This window comes from Bradyrhizobium sp. RP6 (genome assembly GCF_003837805.1).
Taxonomy (GTDB): Bacteria; Pseudomonadota; Alphaproteobacteria; order Rhizobiales; family Xanthobacteraceae; genus Bradyrhizobium.
The window spans coordinates 242,987-259,343 of record NZ_RQIT01000001.1 but is presented as its reverse complement, the minus strand read 5'-3'; the positions used below and the strand labels follow the sequence as shown (position 1 = coordinate 259,343).

The 16,357-nt window shown below is 64.9% G+C and carries 15 protein-coding genes; 3 read left to right on the top strand and 12 right to left on the bottom strand.

Translation table 11 applies throughout. From position 1 onward, the window contains the following. Positions 1–63: 63 nt before the first annotated feature. The 8 genes from EHH60_RS01390 to EHH60_RS01350 form a co-directional block, all read right to left on the bottom strand. Positions 64–978 carry a DMT family transporter gene (locus EHH60_RS01390; RefSeq protein ID WP_124157716.1) on the bottom strand — a complete coding sequence of 305 codons (915 nt, stop codon included), beginning with the start codon at positions 976–978 and terminating at the stop codon, positions 64–66. 78 nt (positions 979–1,056) lie between these two features. Then, positions 1,057–1,854: an NUDIX hydrolase gene (locus EHH60_RS01385; protein WP_124157715.1), complete on the bottom strand. Its 798-nt coding sequence runs from the start codon at positions 1,852–1,854 to the stop codon at positions 1,057–1,059. Positions 1,855–1,858: 4 nt separating this feature from the next. After that, the gene (locus EHH60_RS01380; RefSeq protein WP_124157714.1) at positions 1,859–2,812 is read right to left on the bottom strand and encodes a dihydrodipicolinate synthase family protein; all 954 of its coding nucleotides are present in this window, start codon (positions 2,810–2,812) and stop codon (positions 1,859–1,861) included. A 109-nt stretch (positions 2,813–2,921) separates the two neighbouring features. Then, entirely contained in the window at positions 2,922–3,800 is an 879-nt protein-coding gene (locus EHH60_RS01375) for an SDR family oxidoreductase (RefSeq protein ID WP_124157713.1), read from the bottom strand. A 158-nt stretch (positions 3,801–3,958) separates the two neighbouring features. Continuing rightward, positions 3,959–4,819, bottom strand: a complete 861-nt coding sequence (locus EHH60_RS01370) for a MaoC family dehydratase (protein ID WP_124157712.1) — start codon at positions 4,817–4,819, stop codon at positions 3,959–3,961. Positions 4,820–5,035: 216 nt separating this feature from the next. Next, positions 5,036–5,425 carry a Zn-ribbon domain-containing OB-fold protein gene (locus EHH60_RS01365; RefSeq protein WP_124157711.1) on the bottom strand — a complete coding sequence of 130 codons (390 nt, stop codon included), beginning with the start codon at positions 5,423–5,425 and terminating at the stop codon, positions 5,036–5,038. Further along, complete coding sequence (locus tag EHH60_RS01360; RefSeq protein ID WP_124157710.1) at positions 5,425–6,582, bottom strand: thiolase family protein; 1,158 nt, start codon at positions 6,580–6,582, stop codon at positions 5,425–5,427. The genes EHH60_RS01365 and EHH60_RS01360 overlap by 1 nt, the downstream gene beginning before the upstream one ends. Positions 6,583–7,541: 959 nt before the next feature. Then, positions 7,542–11,033 carry an indolepyruvate ferredoxin oxidoreductase family protein gene (locus tag EHH60_RS01350; RefSeq protein ID WP_124157708.1) on the bottom strand — a complete coding sequence of 1,164 codons (3,492 nt, stop codon included), beginning with the start codon at positions 11,031–11,033 and terminating at the stop codon, positions 7,542–7,544. Between the two features lie 292 nt (positions 11,034–11,325). Between EHH60_RS01350 and EHH60_RS01345 the strand changes: the two genes are divergently transcribed. After that, positions 11,326–12,534, top strand: a complete 1,209-nt coding sequence (locus tag EHH60_RS01345; protein ID WP_124157707.1) for a c-type cytochrome — start codon at positions 11,326–11,328, stop codon at positions 12,532–12,534. 41 nt (positions 12,535–12,575) lie between these two features. Here the strand turns inward: EHH60_RS01345 and EHH60_RS01340 are convergent, their stop codons facing one another. Then, complete coding sequence (locus EHH60_RS01340; RefSeq protein WP_124157706.1) at positions 12,576–13,220, bottom strand: trimeric intracellular cation channel family protein; 645 nt, start codon at positions 13,218–13,220, stop codon at positions 12,576–12,578. Between the two features lie 167 nt (positions 13,221–13,387). Between EHH60_RS01340 and EHH60_RS01335 the strand changes: the two genes are divergently transcribed. Further along, positions 13,388–13,813: a hypothetical protein gene (locus EHH60_RS01335; protein WP_124157705.1), complete on the top strand. Its 426-nt coding sequence runs from the start codon at positions 13,388–13,390 to the stop codon at positions 13,811–13,813. Positions 13,814–13,871: 58 nt separating this feature from the next. On the opposite strand, the gene EHH60_RS01330 is transcribed toward EHH60_RS01335, so the two are convergent. Genes EHH60_RS01330 through EHH60_RS01320 form a run of 3 tightly spaced genes read right to left on the bottom strand, consistent with a single transcriptional unit; the run spans position 13,872 to position 15,416 of the window. After that, a complete protein-coding gene (locus EHH60_RS01330) occupies positions 13,872–14,681 on the bottom strand; it encodes an isocitrate lyase/PEP mutase family protein (RefSeq protein WP_124157704.1) in 810 nt (269 codons plus the stop codon). Positions 14,682–14,733: 52 nt separating this feature from the next. Next, positions 14,734–15,084 carry an antibiotic biosynthesis monooxygenase family protein gene (locus EHH60_RS01325; RefSeq protein ID WP_124157703.1) on the bottom strand — a complete coding sequence of 117 codons (351 nt, stop codon included), beginning with the start codon at positions 15,082–15,084 and terminating at the stop codon, positions 14,734–14,736. Between the two features lie 23 nt (positions 15,085–15,107). Next, positions 15,108–15,416, bottom strand: coding sequence for an NIPSNAP family protein (locus tag EHH60_RS01320; RefSeq protein WP_060736353.1), 309 nt, complete (start codon positions 15,414–15,416; stop codon positions 15,108–15,110). Between the two features lie 71 nt (positions 15,417–15,487). On the opposite strand from EHH60_RS01320, the gene EHH60_RS01315 reads away from it, so the two are divergent. Further along, entirely contained in the window at positions 15,488–16,186 is a 699-nt protein-coding gene (locus tag EHH60_RS01315) for an ArsR family transcriptional regulator (protein ID WP_199751251.1), read from the top strand. Positions 16,187–16,357 lie beyond the last annotated feature (171 nt).

The following is a 16,357-nucleotide window of genomic DNA, read 5'->3' as shown; positions in this document are numbered from 1 at the left end:
GGAACATGCATCGGGGCACGGAATATCCCTAATATCGGGCCTGCCGCCCTCTCCAGCCTCGGCCTACGACAGTTTGACGCTGGCTGACCTGCGGGCCGGGATGGTCATGGCGGCGACGCCGAGGACGACGCAGGCAAGGCCGATCCAGGCGGTCCGGCTCAGGGTCTCGCCGAGGAAGGCAACGCCGATGGCAACCCCGATCGGCACACGCAGATAAGCCTGCGCGGTAGTGCCAACCGAGCCAAGGGCCTGGATCAGGCGGAAATAGATCGCGAACGCTGCCGCGGTCGAGAACGTCGCGAGCGCCGACAGCGCGAGCACGGAGCTCAGCGAAGGCGACAGCGTCCAGGGCTGCTCGAGCACCAGCGAAGCCGGGATCAGGACCGCGGCACCCGCCAGCAGCGAGCCGGCCGCCGGCGCCATGGGATCGAGGTCCTTGAAGCTGCGGCCGAAAATCGCGGCACAGGCGTAGCAGAGGGTGGCGGCAACGATGGCGGCCTCGGCGAGGGGGCCGCTGCCGATGCCATGAAAGGCATCGGCCCCCACGATCAGCAGGATGCCGGCTATTCCCGCCAGGACCCCGAACAGCTTCCGGGGCGTCGTCGCCTCGTGGCGGCTGACGATCGCCGTGAGCAGGAAGGTGAAGATCGGTCCGGCCGAGTTGAGGATGGTCGCGAGCGCGGCATCGACGTGACGCTCGCCCCAGGCGATCAGCGTCCAGGGGATGACGCTGTTGAGCACGGCCTGGAACGCGAAGCGCTGCCAGCTCGCCCCATCCCTCGGCATCTTGATCCCACGTGTCCACATGACCGCCAGCAACAGCAGCCCGGCGATCGCGGTGCGCGCCGCGATCAGCGTGATCGGCGGGATGGTGGCGACGCCGAGCTTGATGAAAGTGTAGGAGCCGCCCCAGAGCGTTGCGAGCAAGACCAGCAGTGTCAGCTCGACGGCGATGTTGGTGTTCTGACGGTTGTCCATGGCGCGCATTCCGTCCTTCTCGGTGGACGGAACCTAACCCGTTCGGGCTCGCCATACTTCGTTGCGTATCGAAGTGTACTAGCCGACCGCTCCGACCTCGAACACCTCGCCGTCATAGCCGGCTTCGCGGGGGATGCGGAGCTGGCGGCCGGTTTCGGTCTTGGTCATGACCGGCATCACCGTGACGATGGACAGGCCGCGGGCGTGCTCGAGCGCCGCGCTCACGTTGGGCTGCTTCGCAAGCCGGATCAGATTGCGCGTGGTCGGAAACGGCAACTTGAAGCGGCCGCTCTCACCGCCCTCCACCGCTTCGCGCGGCGAGACCCAGATCGAATCCGTGGACTCGCGGCCGTCATGGGCGCCGAGTTGATCGGGCGGAGCTGCAGCGAGGAAGAACCAAGTGTCGAAGCGCTTCGGCATGCCTTCCGGCGTGATCCAGTGCGCGTAAGGCACGAGCGTGTCCAGCGCGAGTTGGAGACCGTTGTCGGCCAGAATCTCGAGGAAGCTGATCTTGTGCTCGTTGAGCGCAACGCGGTGCCTATCTGCGATCTCGCCGGCACGTCTGGCATCGACCGGCGTCCCTGTTGCCTTCGACCGCGCCAGCAGGATGCCGCTCTCCTCGAAGGTCTCGCGGATCGCGGCGATACGAAATCCGCGGTCCGCTTCGCTGAGGCCCTCGCCGCCCGAATACAGGTGCGAGCGCGCGACGATCTCCTTGTCGCCGGCATCGACGCTGCCGCCGGGAAACACCAGCGCGCCCGAGTTGAACTCGATCTGATGATGGCGAACCATCATGAAGACCTCGACTTCCTGCGCGGCACCGTCGCGGAGCAGGAGGATCGTCGACGCCGGGCGTGATGCTGATGCTTCGACCATTCAACTAACCCGCGGCACTGGATTGCGGGCCGAGATTGGCGCGCTTGTCGAAACGGGCAACGCGCGACAGGAGGTAATCCACCTCGGCCTTCGCCGTCGCCGTCATGGTCGCGCCGGGCTTGCGCTGGGCACTGGAGGCGATGACGCCGCGCTTCTGCAGCACGTATTTGCGCACGGTTAGGCCGACGCCGGGCTGCTGCTCGTAGCGGATCAGCGGCAGATGCGCGTCGAACAGGTCATGCGCGGCATCGCGCTTGCCGGCCCTGGAGAGGTTCACGACGTCGATCAGAAGCTCGGGGAAGGCGTAACCGGTCATGGCACCGTCGGCGCCGCGCTCCATCTCGAAGTCCAGGAAGGTGCCGCCATTGCCGCAGAGGATCGAGAGCGGACGCAGCGAGCCGTCCTTCTGGAAGCCGCGCAGCGTCGTGATCTTCTCCAGGCCCGGCCAGTCCTCGTGCTTGAGCATCATGCAGTTCGGATTGTCCATGACGATCTTGCGGATCACGGCGGGGGTGAACACCACCTGCAAGGTGAGCGGATAGTCCTGGAGCACCCAGGGCACATCCGGGCCGATCGCCTCGGCGGCCTGCTTGAAATAGCCGATGATCTGGTCGTCGGTGCGCAGGCTCGGCGGCGGTGCGATCATCACGCCGGCCGCACCCGCATCCATCGAGGCCCTCGCCAGCGAGCGCATGGTGGCAAAGCCGGGCGCGGAGACGCCGACGATCACCTGCATCTTCTTGGCGCGCTTGACGTAGCGCACCGCCACCTGTTCGGCTTCAGTGGCATCGAGCTTCGGGGCCTCACCGAGGATTCCCAGCACCGTGACGCCGTCGCAGCCGACCTCCTCGTAGAAATCAGTCAGTCGGTCGATCGAGCGCTCGTCGATCCGGCCGTCGTCGTGGAACGGCGTCGGCGCGATTGCGAAGGTGCCCTTGGCGTCGGCGGTGAGTTTCATCAGTCCTTGTATCCTCTTGTTCGTCATTTCAGGGCGATGCGTCAGCATCGAACCCGGAATCTCGAGGTCCCGGGTTCACGCTTCGCGTGCCCCGGGACGACAACAAAAGCTAGAACCGCCGCGCCCCCATCTTGATCTGTTCCTCGGAGAAGAAGATCTCCTTGGCGTGATCGACGATATCCTGGGCCTTCCAGCCCGTGTGCGGCGGCTTCCAGCCTTCCATTTCCATCATCCGCATTTCGCGCACGCCGCGGGGCCCGGACACGCCCAGCACCTTGCCGGTCTGGTCGCCCGACAAGTCGCTGACCATGTATAGCACGGCCGGCGCGATGCCGTCCGGGCCCAGCGCCGCGCCGGGGTTCTCCTTATAGCGGGGCAGGTCTGCGGTCATGCGGGTCAGGGCGCCCGGAGCCAGCGTCCAGATCCGGATATTGTATTTGCGGCCCTCGATCGCCAGCACGTTGGACAGGCCCCAGATGCCGCCCTTGGCCGCGCCGTAATTGGTCTGGCCGAAATTGCCGATCAGCCCTGACGTCGAGGAGGTGTTAACGATGACGCCGCCGCCATTTTCCCGCATCCAGCGAAACACCGGCAGGGTGCAACAAAAGGTGCCCTTCAAATGGACCTTGATGACCTTGTCCCAGTCGGCTTCCGAGGCCTTGGCGAAGGTCTGGTCACGCAAAATGCCGGCGTTGTTGACGAGGATGTCGGCGCGGCCAAAGTGCTTGATTGCATCGTCGAACACCGACTGGCCGCCTTCCATGGTGGAGATGTCGGCTCCGTTGGCGACCGCCTTGCCGCCTTCGGCCTTGATCGCGTCCACGACCTGCTGCGCCATGGACTTGTCGGCGCCGGAGCCGTCGCGGGGACCGCCGAGATCGTTGACGACGACCGAGGCCCCTTCCCGCGCGAACAGCTTTGCGTAGGCCTCACCGAGCCCCCCGCCCGCGCCGGTGATCAGCGCAACCTTGCCGTCGAGTAGTCCCATGGTGGCTTCTCCCTGTTCTTGTTTTCTTGCGTCCCGGACGCGATGCAGCGTGAAAAGCTGCTTCGCAGAGCCGGGACCCAGTTCTTGGTTACGGCCTCTGGGCCCCGGCTCTGCGGCGCATCACTGCGTGCTGCGCCGCGTCCGGGGCACGAGACCAACTAACCCAGCACCGTCTTGCCGTTCTTGATCACGGTGACGCCGCGCGACTTCACCTTGGCTTCGAACGAGACCACGTTGCCGTCCTTCCAGAGGTCCATGGTCACGGTCTCGCCGGGATAGACCGGCGAGGAGAATCGCGCGACGTGCTGGCGGAAGGCGCTTGCGTCGTAGTCGGCATAGGTCTGGAGCACGCCGCGGCAGGTGATGCCATAGGTGCACATGCCGTGCAGGATCGGGCGCGGGAAGCCGGCCTTCTTGGCGAACTCCGGATCGGAGTGCAGCGGGTTGCGGTCGCCGCAGAGACGATAGACCAGCGCCTGGTCCGGACGCGTCGTGATGTCGATGGTCTTGTCGGGCGCGCGCGAGGGGATCTTGTGCGGATCGGGTTGGGTCAGGCTCGGACCGCCGAACCCGCCGTCGCCGCGGGCAAAGCGCGAGGCGACCAGCGTCGCCAGCTTATCGCCTTTTTCGTTCTTCAGCACGGTCTGGTGAACGATGACGACGCCCTTGTCCTTGCCCTTGTCGTAGACTTCGATCACGGAGGAGTCGGCGGTGATGTTGGCGGCGACCGGCAGCGGCTGGTGGAAGGTGATGTCGCGTTCGCCATCCACCACCATCACGCGGTTGAGATTCATCTCGCCCGGGCCCGAGCCCCAGGCCGCGACCGAGGCGAAGGTCGGCACCACCTTCAGCGGCCGCGGCGTGAACGTGCCCTCGTTGACGAAGGCGAGTTCGTTCTCGTCCATGGGATCGGCGCCGAGCCCGATGCCATAGGCATAGAGCATGACTTCGCGATCCGTGTAGGCGTATTTCTGGCCGAGATTTTTCAGGCCTTTGAGCTCTTCGTATCTGGCGGACATGTCGTCTGTCTTCCTCCCGGTCTCTCCGCGAGCAGCGGCGCCCGTTGATGTGCCCTCTCCCCTTGCGGGAGAGGGCAGCACCGCCCTTGCAACAAACTCACTCGGGTGAGGGGTTGGCTCGCAGTGACACTTCTCTTGTGGAGAGAGACCCCTCACCCGGCAGCCTTCGGCTGCCACCCTCTCCCACAAGGGGAGAGGGTTACATCGTGCTTCGCGTCAAGCCACCGTGAAGAACGGCAGCGGCGCGCCGTCGGTCGGCTTGAACACCACCTTCACCTTCTGGTCGATCTTCAGCTTCTCGAGATCGCAGTCGACGAAATTGGTCTGCACCGACGGTCCCTCCTTCAGCGTGACGTAGCCGATCGCGTAAGGGCCGGTCGGCGACTTCCGCATCAGACTGTAGGTGTAGATTGTGCCCTCGCCCGAGGCTTCCTCCCACACCGTCTTATCGGAGTAACAGAACGGGCAGATCGAGCGCGGGAAGTAATGCGCTTCGCCGCAGGCGGTGCAGCGCTTGATCATGAACTTGCCCTCTTTCGCCGCATCCCAGAATGCGGCGGTCTCGGGGTTCGTCACGGGGGCCGGATATTTCTTCGTCTCGCTCATCACACGCGCTCCAGAATGGCCGTCGAAGCGGCATGGCGAACGCCCAGGAGGCCGCCGGTGCCGTGGGCGATGGCGAGATCGCAATTCGGAACCTGCACCTTCGGATGCGCCTCGCCGCGCAGCTGCCTGACAGCCTCGAGGATCTTGGTCATGCCGCCGCGGTTGACGGGATGGTTGCTGCAGAGGCCGCCGCCGTCGGTGTTGAACGGCAGCTTGCCGACGCCCGAAATGAGATTGCCGTCGGCGACGAACTTGCCGCCCTCGCCCTTCTTGCAGAAGCCGAGGTCCTCCAGCTGCATCAAGACCGTGATGGTGAAGCTGTCGTAGATCGAGGCGTATTTGATGTCCTTCGGCGTGATGCCGGCTTCCTCGAATGCACGCGGACCGGACCAGACGCCGGCGGAGTAGGTAAGATCGAGATCCTTGCCGCCGCGCGGGCCCTTCATGGCTTCGCCATGGCCGATCAGGCGCACCAGCGGCTTCTTCAGGCTCTTGGCGATCTCCGGCGTGGTCACGATCAGCGCGCCGCCGCCGTCCGAGACGACGCAGCAATCCATGCGATGCAGGGGATCGGAGATCATCGGCGAGTTCAGGACGTCCTCGACGGTGACGACGTCCTTGAGCATCGCATGCGGATTGTATTGCGCGTGATGGGAGGCCGCGACCTTGATCCAGGCGAGTTGCTCGGAGGTGGTGCCATAGTCGTGCATGTGGCGCATGGCACACATGCCATAGGCATTGTGGGTGGTCGCGCCGTAAGCGGATTCGAAATCGGCCTCGGCGCCGGCGGCGCGCGGCGGCATCACGCCGGTGCGCGGCTTACCGGCCAGGGTGATCAGCGCGATCGAGCACTTGCCCGCCGCGATCGCTTCTGCAGCGTGGCCGAGATGGATGATATAGGAACAGCCGCCGGTCTCGGTGGAATCGACATGGCGGAGCTTCTTGGTGTTCAGGCCGAGATAGTCGACCATCGGCCAGGCGCCGCCCGGGGCATCGCCGGCGCAGAAATAGCCGTCGACGTCGTCCTTGCTGATCCCGGCATCCTCGATCGCGCCCTTGGCGACCTCGGCATGGAGCTGGGCGGTGGATTTGTCCGGCGCATGCCGGGTCGGGTGTTCGTAGATCCCGGCAATGTAGGCCTTGCCCTTGATGGTCAAAACAGAGGTCTCCGCTCGCGTTTCTTCTTGCTCCGTTTTTCTGAACCGCGAGGGCCTGATTGGCAAGCGCGGAAATATTCCGTCGCGCGAGAGGGTGGTGGGTGGCGCAAAAGGGTGCGCCGATATCGGGCCGAGATAGGCGGCCACCCGTCCCGCCGCGTCGTCATTGCGAGGAGCCCTTGCGACGAAGCAATCCAGAGTCCCTCCTCAGATGGATTCTGAATTGCTTCGCTGCGCTCGCAATGACGGAGTTCGCGGAAATCGAGGTTGCTCTTCCACTCCCAGCTGAATCGCAGTCGCAATTCCGCATCCTCGCGGCGTGTTTTCGCCCGAGCTTTGCTTCCGCCTGGCTCCCTCACAAAATAGAGGGCGCAGGGAAGACCGGGTGCCGGCTGGGCACCCACGGTCCGCTGTGCGCGAATTGCGCGAAGAACAATTGCACAGCGGCATACAGGTGCGGCCAAACATCCGGCCTTCCCTGCGCAGTGGTTTTACGGCTTATGTCGCGCTCTCCCCGGGGAGCGATGCACTATTGCCCCCGTCGCCTTGCGAGCGACCCGCAAGACTTGACGCACAGACCCCGGGCGTCAGGACCACACGATTTTGCCGTACGCGAGCCGCGCCCGTCGTGCGCGCGAGACGATCGCTCGTGCGACGCAGCCCGCGTCCACCGCCGCTCACCCCGCGTTTCGTGACGATCGCGATACGCCCCTCTGACTAGGATGAGGTGGCGAACGAATACGACGATTCCGAATTTCGGTAAAGCGGAATGTTTTTGGGAATGCGGGTTGACCATAGCGTGGGTGTTTTGCCCGGCGGGCGGCACTAGGCGTGGTGTGTAGGGTGGGTTAGCCGAAGGCGTAACCCATCACTTGCTCTCAGCGGAGGCCGAAGCGGTGGGTTACGCCTCGCGAACGCGCTTCGCGCATTCGCGAGGCTAACCCACCTTACAAGACCGGCTACTCCGCGGCGATCTGCCTCGGCGCGGGCGGCGGATTGGCCAAGTCCGCGGCGAGCTGGGCGTAGCGGGCCTTGGCGTCTGCGACCGCCTTCTCCTTCACCGGGCCGTAGCCGCGGATGCGATCGGGCAGCGACAGCAATTCCACGGCGGTGTCGATCGTGACCGGCGACAACAGGCCGAGCACGGTGGCGACGTCCTTCTCATAGCCGGCGATCAGGTCGCGTTCGAGCTTGCGGTCGGCGCTGCGGCCAAAAATGTCGAACGGCGTGCCGCGCAGGAACTTGAACTTTGCCAGCACGCGGAAGACGTTCAGCATCCACGGGCCGAACGCGCGCTTCTTCGGGCGTCCGAGCGCATCGACGCCGCTCGCCAAAATCGGCGGCGCCAGGTTGAAGCTGAACTTGAAGTCGCCCTCGAACTGGTCGCGGAGCTGCTGCTCGAACGCGCCGTTGGTGTAGAGGCGCGCGACTTCGTATTCGTCCTTGTAGGCAAGGAGCTTGGCGTAGTTGATCGCGACCGCCCGCGGGAGCGCGTCGCCATAGCCGCCCTGCTTGGCGGCATCGCGAACCTGGTCGACCAGCTTGCGATAGCGTCTTGCCAGCCGGCTGTTCTGATAGGCGGTCAGGTGCTTGGCGCGATGCTCGATCACCTCGTCGAGCGTCATTGCCTCCAGGGCTTTGGGCGCGATGACCTCGTCGCCCCCCTTCAGCATGTCGGCGAGGCGCTTGGGGTCCGCGACCGCGAGGCGGCCGAGGCGGAAGGCTTCCTTGTTCATCTTGATCGAGACGCCGTTGACCTCGATCGCCTGCTCGATCGAGTCCGCCGACAGCGGGAACAGGCCCTTCTGATAGGCGTAGCCCATCATCATCATGTTGGTGGCGATGGCATCGCCGAGCAGCTGCTCGGCCGGCCTGGTGAAGTCGAAGAACACCGAGTCCTTGTGTAGTGCCGTCTCCAGCAATCCGTTCAGCTTGCGGGTCTGGAAGTTGAAATCGCGGTTGAGGACGAAGTCGGCAGTGGGGATGACGTGGCTGTTGATGATGCCGCGGGTGCGGCCGGAATCACAGAGCGAGATCGTGTCCTTGGCGACCGCGACCACCTCGTCGGCGGCCAGCACGAGATCGGCCGTGCCGGTGACGATGCGCGAGCAGGTCACCTCGGCCGGATGGTCGGACAGGCGGACGTGGCTGAGCACCGCTCCGCCCTTCTGCGCGAGGCCCGACATGTCGAGGATCATCGAGGCCTTGCCCTCGATATGGGCGGCCATGCCGAGCAGCGCCCCGATGGTGAGCACGCCGGTGCCGCCGACGCCACCGACGGCGATGTTGTAGGGCTTGTCGAGTGTCGGGCGCGAGGCCGGCTCGGGCAGCGCACCGATCTCTTCAAGTTCGGCCGGCGCACGGTGACGCGGCTTGCCGCCATCGACGGTGACGAAGGACGGGCAGAAACCCTTCAGGCAGGAATAGTCCTTGTTGCACGAGGACTGGTTGATGGCGCGCTTGCGGCCGAACTCGGTCTCCAGCGGTTCCACCGAGATGCAGTTGGACTGCACCGAGCAGTCGCCGCAGCCTTCGCAGACCGCAGGATTGATCATGACGCGGCGCGCCGGATCCTCCATCAGGCCGCGCTTGCGGCGGCGGCGCTTTTCGGCGGCGCAGGTCTGCACGAAGACGATCGCCGAGGTACCCTTGTATTCGCGGCACATCTTCATGACGCTGTCGAGCTCGTCGCGGTGATACTTCTTCACGCCGGGCGCGATGGTGTCGGCCGGATAGGTGTCGGGCGCCTCCGAGACCAGGTAGATCTCGCGGATTCCCTCGGCGTGGAGCTGGAAGGTGATCTGCTGCGGCGAGAGATCGCCGTCATGGCGCTGGCCGCCGGTCATGGCGACGGCGTCGTTGTAGAGGATCTTGTAGGTGATGTTGGTCTTGGAGGCGACCGCCTGGCGGATCGCCAGAAGCCCGGAGTGGAAGTAAGTGCCGTCGCCGAGGTTCGCGAAGATGTGGTTCTCGTTGGTGAAGGGCGCGATGCCGACCCACGGCACGCCCTCGCCGCCCATATGCGTGAACGTCTCGGTCGAGCGGTCCATCCACAGCGCCATGAAGTGACAGCCGATGCCGGCGAGCGCGCGGCTGCCTTCGGGGATTTTTGTCGAAGTGTTGTGGGGACAGCCGGAGCAGAAATAGGGAGTGCGGGAGACAGGAGCGACCGCCTGCATCTGGGTCGCCTGGCGGCCGTTGAACCAGTCGGCCTTGGCGCGGAGCATCTCCGCGATCTCGGGGTTGAGATTAAGTCGAAGCAGGCGTTCCGTGAGCGAGGTCGCAAGCGAGGCGACGCTGAGCTCGGCGGCGAAGGTCAGGAAGCGCTTGTCGTGCTCGTCCATCTTGCCGACGATGCGCGGACGGACATCATCGCGCCAGTTGAACAACACCTGCTTGACCTGGTTCTCGACGATCTCGCGGCGCTCCTCGACGATGAAGATCTCTTCGAGGCCGACGGCGAATTGATGCACGCCTTCCGGCTCCAGCGGCCAGGGCATGCCGATCTTGTAGAGGCGAAGGCCGATCTTTGCGGCGACCTCCTCGGTGATGCCGAGCTCACGCAGCGCCTGGCGCACGTCCTCATAGCTCTTGCCCGACGCCATGATGCCGAAACGTGCATTCGGCGAATCCATGGTGATGCGGTTGACCTTGTTGGCGCGCGCAAAGGCGATGGCGGCAAAGCCCTTGTAGTCCTGCAGGCGGCGGTCCTGCTCGAAGCGGTCGTCGGGCCAGCGCAGGTTGAGGCCGCCAGGCGGCAGCTCGAAATCGGTGGGGATGATGAAGGGCTTCATCTCGTCGGTGAGGTCGATCTCGGCGGTGGTCTCCACCGTCTCCGTGATCACCTTCATGCCGACCCAGCAGCCGGAATAACGCGACATCGCGATGCCGAGCAGGCCCATCTCGATCATCTCGTGGATGCTGGAAGGATAGAGATAGGGCATCAGCGCCGAGATGAAGGCGTGGTCGGACTGATGCGGAACGGTCGAGGATTTCGCGCCGTGGTCATCGCCGGCAAGGCACAGCACGCCGCCGTTCTTGGCCGAGCCGGCGGCATTGCCGTGGCGGAACACGTCGCCGCAGCGGTCGACGCCCGGGCCCTTGCCGTACCAGATTCCGACAACGCCATCATATTTGGCACCGGGCGAGAGGTTGAGCTGCTGCGAGCCCCAGACGGCAGTGGCCGCCAGATCCTCGTTCACGCCGGGCTGGAACTTGATGTTGTATTGTTCGAGATGCTTGCGGGCGGCGAAAAGTTGCTGGTCGTAGCCGCCGAGCGGCGAGCCGCGATAGCCGGAGATGAAGCCCGCGGTATTGAGGCCGTTGGCGCGGTCGCGCCGGATCTGGGCCATCGGCAGGCGGACCAGGGCCTGGATGCCCGTGGTGAAGACGTGTCCGGTTTCCTGGGTGTATTTTTGATCGAGACTGATCGGACCCTGGTTGATGCCCATGCTGTCCTCGTTTGGCCCTGCTCAGGCCTTGGTTACTTAAGGTCGCTTAAGCCGTTGCCTTCCCGTCTTTTTTAGCTAGGGCGCGCCGACCGTCGCCGCCACTCTATGTCGGATATTTCATGATCCGCACCACAAATCTGGATGAAAGGGCGCGCCGGGCAAAAATCGCAATTTCGTGGCCTCAAACACGCCGGGCATTTTCAATTTGTGTCACCATACCCCCGCCGTCGCGAAATGAATGGCCGCCCTCATGGCGCCGATGACGGCGATTGGTCGCAGGAGAGGCCCAAGCATGCGCACGATTCTGGCTTTGATTGCGTTGTGCAGTGCAGTTGCTGGCGCGGCGCTTGCCGCCGAGCCATCGCCGGAGCTGATTGCCTATGGCAAGGCGCTGGTCGAGGCCGGCGACTGCGCGGGCTGCCACACTGCCGATCCGGCCAAGCCGTTCGCAGGCGGCAAGCGCATCGACACGCCTTTCGGCGCGATCTTTGCGCCGAACCTGACGCCGGACCGCGACACCGGCATCGGCGCCTGGACGGACGCCGATTTCGTGCGCGCGGTGCGCACCGGCATCGCGCCCGACGGCTCGAACTATTATCCGGCCTTTCCCTATCCCTACTTCACCAAAATGACGAAGAACGACGTGCTGGCGATCCGCGCCTATCTCGGAACGCTGGCGCCCGTGGCGAGCCGCAACAAGCCGCCGGAGCTGCGCTGGCCGTTCGGCTATCGCGGCCTGATGCGGCTCTGGAACGCGATGTATTTCAAGCCCGGCCTGTTTGAGCCGGATCAGAGCAGGAGCGCGGCCTGGAACAGAGGCGGCTATCTCGTCACGGGGCTCGGTCATTGCGGCGCCTGCCACACGCCGAAGAACTATTTCGGCGCCGACAGGAATGGGCAGGCGCTATCCGGCAATGAGGTCGGCGGCTGGTTTGCCCCCCGCCTCGATGGCGCCGCCCGCACCGGGCTGAAATCGTGGAGCGAGGAGGACATCACGGAGTATCTGCAAAGCGGGCGCAACGCCAAAAGCCATGCCGGCGGGCCGATGGCGGAGGTCGTCGTCAACTCGACCGCGAAAATGAGCGATGCCGACGTGCGTGCGATCGCGCAGTATCTGAAGAGCCTGCCGCCGGCGCGGCGCGAGACGATCGTGACGCCGCCGGATGATGCCGAGATGAAAGCCGGCCAGGCGGTCTACGCAAGACTCTGCATCGCCTGCCATGAGGCCGACGGCTCCGGCGCCCCGCGCATCTACCCGCCGTTGCCCGGCAATGCGCTGCTGCAATCCAACAACCCGTCCTCCACGTTGCGCATCATCCTCGACGGCGCCCACACCGTGACCACGCCGCGCGCGCCCAACACCGGCGAGATGCCGGGATATGCCAAGCAACTGTCCGACGACGAGATCGCGGCGGTGACGAATTACATCCGCAATTCCTGGGGCAATGCGGGCCCGCTGGTGACACCGGCCCAGGTGGCGAAGGCGAGGAAGGAGCCGTAGCCAACTTCCTCTCCCCGTCATCAGCGTGAGGCAACGTGACTCTACCTCTCCTCATCCCCGGTGAACACGAATTTCGGCATCTCCCATCTGTAGTGCACCGCGAGCAGGCGGAAGCTGAGGCCGAGCACGAAGGTCAAGATCGTCCAAAGTTCGGCATGGAGATTGAAGCCGAACGCGGTGGCGTAGAACAAACCCGTCACGACCGAGACGCTGGCATAGAGCTCGGATCGGAACAGCAGCGGCACGTCGTTGCAGAGCACATCACGCAACACGCCGCCGGCGCAGCCCGTCACCATGCCCGAGACGATCACGATCGGCAGCGAGGCATCCATCTGCCAGCCGACGTTGCAGCCGATCATGGTGAAGACGACGAGGCCGATCGCATCGAGCACGATGAAGGCGAGGTGCAGCCGATGCACGAGGCGCGCGATCAGGATCGTCAGCAGCGCCGCCCCCCCCGGCAGTGCAAGGTAGATCGGGTGGGCCACCCACACCAGCGGATAGTGACCGAGAAACAGATCGCGCAGCGTGCCACCGCCAAGCGCGGTGATGCAGGCGAGAAGACAAACGCCGACATAGTCCATGCTGCGCCGCCCCGCGGCCAGTGCCGCCGTCATGCCCTCCGCCGTCAAGGCGACGAGAGCCAGAAAGTGAAGCACGCTATCGGTCGGCGGCAGACTCCACATCGGCTTCGTTCCCTCGTCGCGGCCATGGAACTCGCCTCCAGTTCCCGAGTGAACAGGTTCCCGATTCCCGGCGTGAGGGCAACATGCGACGAAAGCATTACGTGGCGCGGAACGGAATCTCGCACCTGAGGGTTGTCCCGACGTCATAACCCGAGGAGACCCAATCGATGGCTGACGACCGTTTTCCCAACGATCCGTACCGCCCGAACCTCGCCGACGATGAATATTCTCGCGCGGCACGCCGGGATGCCGACCTTCAGGCCGATCCCGAGCTCGGGGAAGGCCCTGCCTCCAGCGGCAAGATCGCGCTGTTCGCGGTAGCGGTCGCCCTGGTGCTGGGCGCGGTGTTCTACGGCTTGAACAACACCACCACGACCAACCAGGCCAGCAACACGCCGGCCTCGCAGACCGCGCAGACGCAGCCGACCAATCCGGCGGCGCCTCCTGGCGTGCGCGACGTGACGCCCCGCAACAACGCCGAGCCGGGCGTGACCACCGGTGCGGCGCCGAGCAGGCCGGCTGCCCCGGCTCCCGATACGCCTGCTGCAAAGCCGGCGCCGGATTCGCAGACGCCGTCTAACGGCGCGAAGTAACGGTTCGCAATGAGACGTGAGAGCGGCGGGATGCACCATCCCGCCGCATTTCGTTTGCCTAGCTGAACATCTTGTTGAGCTCGCCGCCGGGATAGCCGCCACCGAGCTCTGTGAACGTTCCCTTCTCCGCCATCTCCTTTGCAGCGCGCATGAAGCCGCCCCAGGCGGCGCGGGCGAGCGAGCCGCCCACACTGATCCGGCGCACACCGAGATCTCTGGCCTCCTGCAGCGACAGGCCGGACGCGCCGATCAGGAGATTGAACGGTTTGGGATGCACCGCCTTCACCACCGCGGCGATGTCCTCGCGGCTCTTCAGGCCCGGCGCGTAGAGACAGTCGGCGCCGGCATCGGCATAAGCGGTCAGCCGATCGATCACGAGCTTGAGGTCGGTGACGCCCCACAAATAAGCTTCGCAGCGGCCGACCAGCAGCGTGCCGCTGTCGCCGATCGCCTTGCGGGAGGCCTTGATGCGCTCGACCGCCAGCGCGCGGTCATAGAGCGGCTTGTCCTTGTCGCCGGTGGAATCCTCGATCGAGAGGCCCGCCACGCCGGTACGCACGCCGCGCTCGACATTGTCCGCGACCCTGTCCGGCTCGACCGCAAAACCGCCCTCGAAATCGGCGTTCACGGGAATGTCGACGGCCGAGCTCAATGCTGCCAGATGCTGACAGACGTCCTCGACGCTGACGTGGTTGTCGGCCTTGCCGATGGTCCAGGCAAGTCCCGCGCTCGACGACGCGATCGCCTTGAAGCCGAGATGCTGCAAGGCTTTCGCGCCACCGACATCGACCGGATTGGGCAGGATGAAGCAGCCGCTCTCGTGCATCTTCCTGAACGTCGCGCGCTTGTCCGCAGTCGTCACGTGCATAGTTTCTCTCCCTTGTTGGCCGCGCAGAGATAGGCGCGCCTTTTCAAGTGCGCTAGTGCCCGTCGTGCACCGCGCGACTGTCCTTCGGAGCCTGCTCGCGGTCGGTCATGCTGTAATCCCGGATCACGCTGGCGATGCGCAGATGATAGTCCGCGAAGATCTCTGCGCGGCCTTTCGCCTGCGTGCGGCGATGCTCCATCGTGTTGCGCCAGGCCGCGACGGCTGCCTCATCCCGCCAGAACGACACGGACAGAATCTTGCCCTTCTCGGTCAGGCTCTCGAAGCGCTCGACCGAGATGAAGCCGTCGATGGTCTGCAGCAGCGGCTTCAGATCGGCCGCGAGATCGAAATAGTCCTGGCGGTGTTCCGGCTTGGGCCAGACCTCGAAGATCACGGCGATCATGGGCATCTCCTGCTGTTGGTAGGCTACAATACCACCTTGCGCAGGAAGGTGCGCTCTTCCGCAAGGATGAATTTTTCCGCCTCCGCGAAGTTGAAGTTTGCCGTGCCGTCGAGATCGGCGCGCAGCCGCTTGCGGTAGGACTCGTACGCCGCCAGGCTCTCGAACGAAATCAGGCCGAAGGCGATGTTGTTGGTGCCCTCATGTGGCATGAAGTAGCCGATCAACTCGCCGCCGCATCTCGGGATGATGGTGAGCCAGCGCTTCGAATATTCCTCGAACTGCGCCCGCTTGAACGGATCGAGCTGGTAGCGGATGAAGACGGTGACGGACATGACGGGCTCCTGTGCTTGAAGCAACACGCTACGCGCTTGCCCAACTACGATGCTTCGGCTATCATCGAAGCATGAAATCAGGTCCCGACATTGCCATGGTCGCCTCCCTCGTCGGCGACCCCGCCCGCGCCAACATGCTGACCGCGCTGATGAACGGCCGTGCGCTCACCGCGAGCGAGCTGGCGCAGGAGGCCGGCATCACGCCGCAGACCGCGAGCTCGCATCTGTCGAAGCTCGAGGCCGGCGGCCTGATCGAGCCGGAGAAGCAGGGCCGGCACCGCTACTACCGACTCACCGATGACGACGTCGCCGGAGTGCTCGAGGGCCTCGCCGGCCTTGCCGCGCGGACCGGCCACATGCGCGTGCGCACCGGACCGAAGGATCCGGCGCTGCGGCGCGCGCGGATCTGTTACGACCATCTTGCCGGCGATCTCGGCGTGCAGATGCTCGACACCATGCGCGAGCGAAACCTGATCAGGCAGAAGAAGCAGGACATCGAGCTGACGGCCGAGGGCGAGCGCTTCCTCGCCAAGCATCTGCAGATCTCGCCGGAGATGCTGGCGCATCCGCGCCGCCCGGTCTGCAAGGCCTGCCTCGACTGGAGCGAGCGGCGGCATCATCTCGCCGGCACGCTGGGCGCCGCCATGATGCAGCGCTTCGCCGAGCTGAAATGGGCTTCGCGCGATGCCACGCCCGGCAGCCGCGTGGTGAATTTCACCCGCACCGGCGAGAAGCATTTCGCCGTGCTGTTCGGCAGCGGGCAGGACTGATCACGCAACGCGCGTGGGTTCGCACGTTTGCGTGTGAATGCGCGCTCTGGTCATGGCCGGGCTTGACCCGGCCGTCGACGTCTTTATGCGCATTGTCATTCCGGGATGGTCCGAAGGACCAGACCCGGAATCTCGAGATTCCGGGTTCGTGCTGCGCGCGCCCCGGAATGA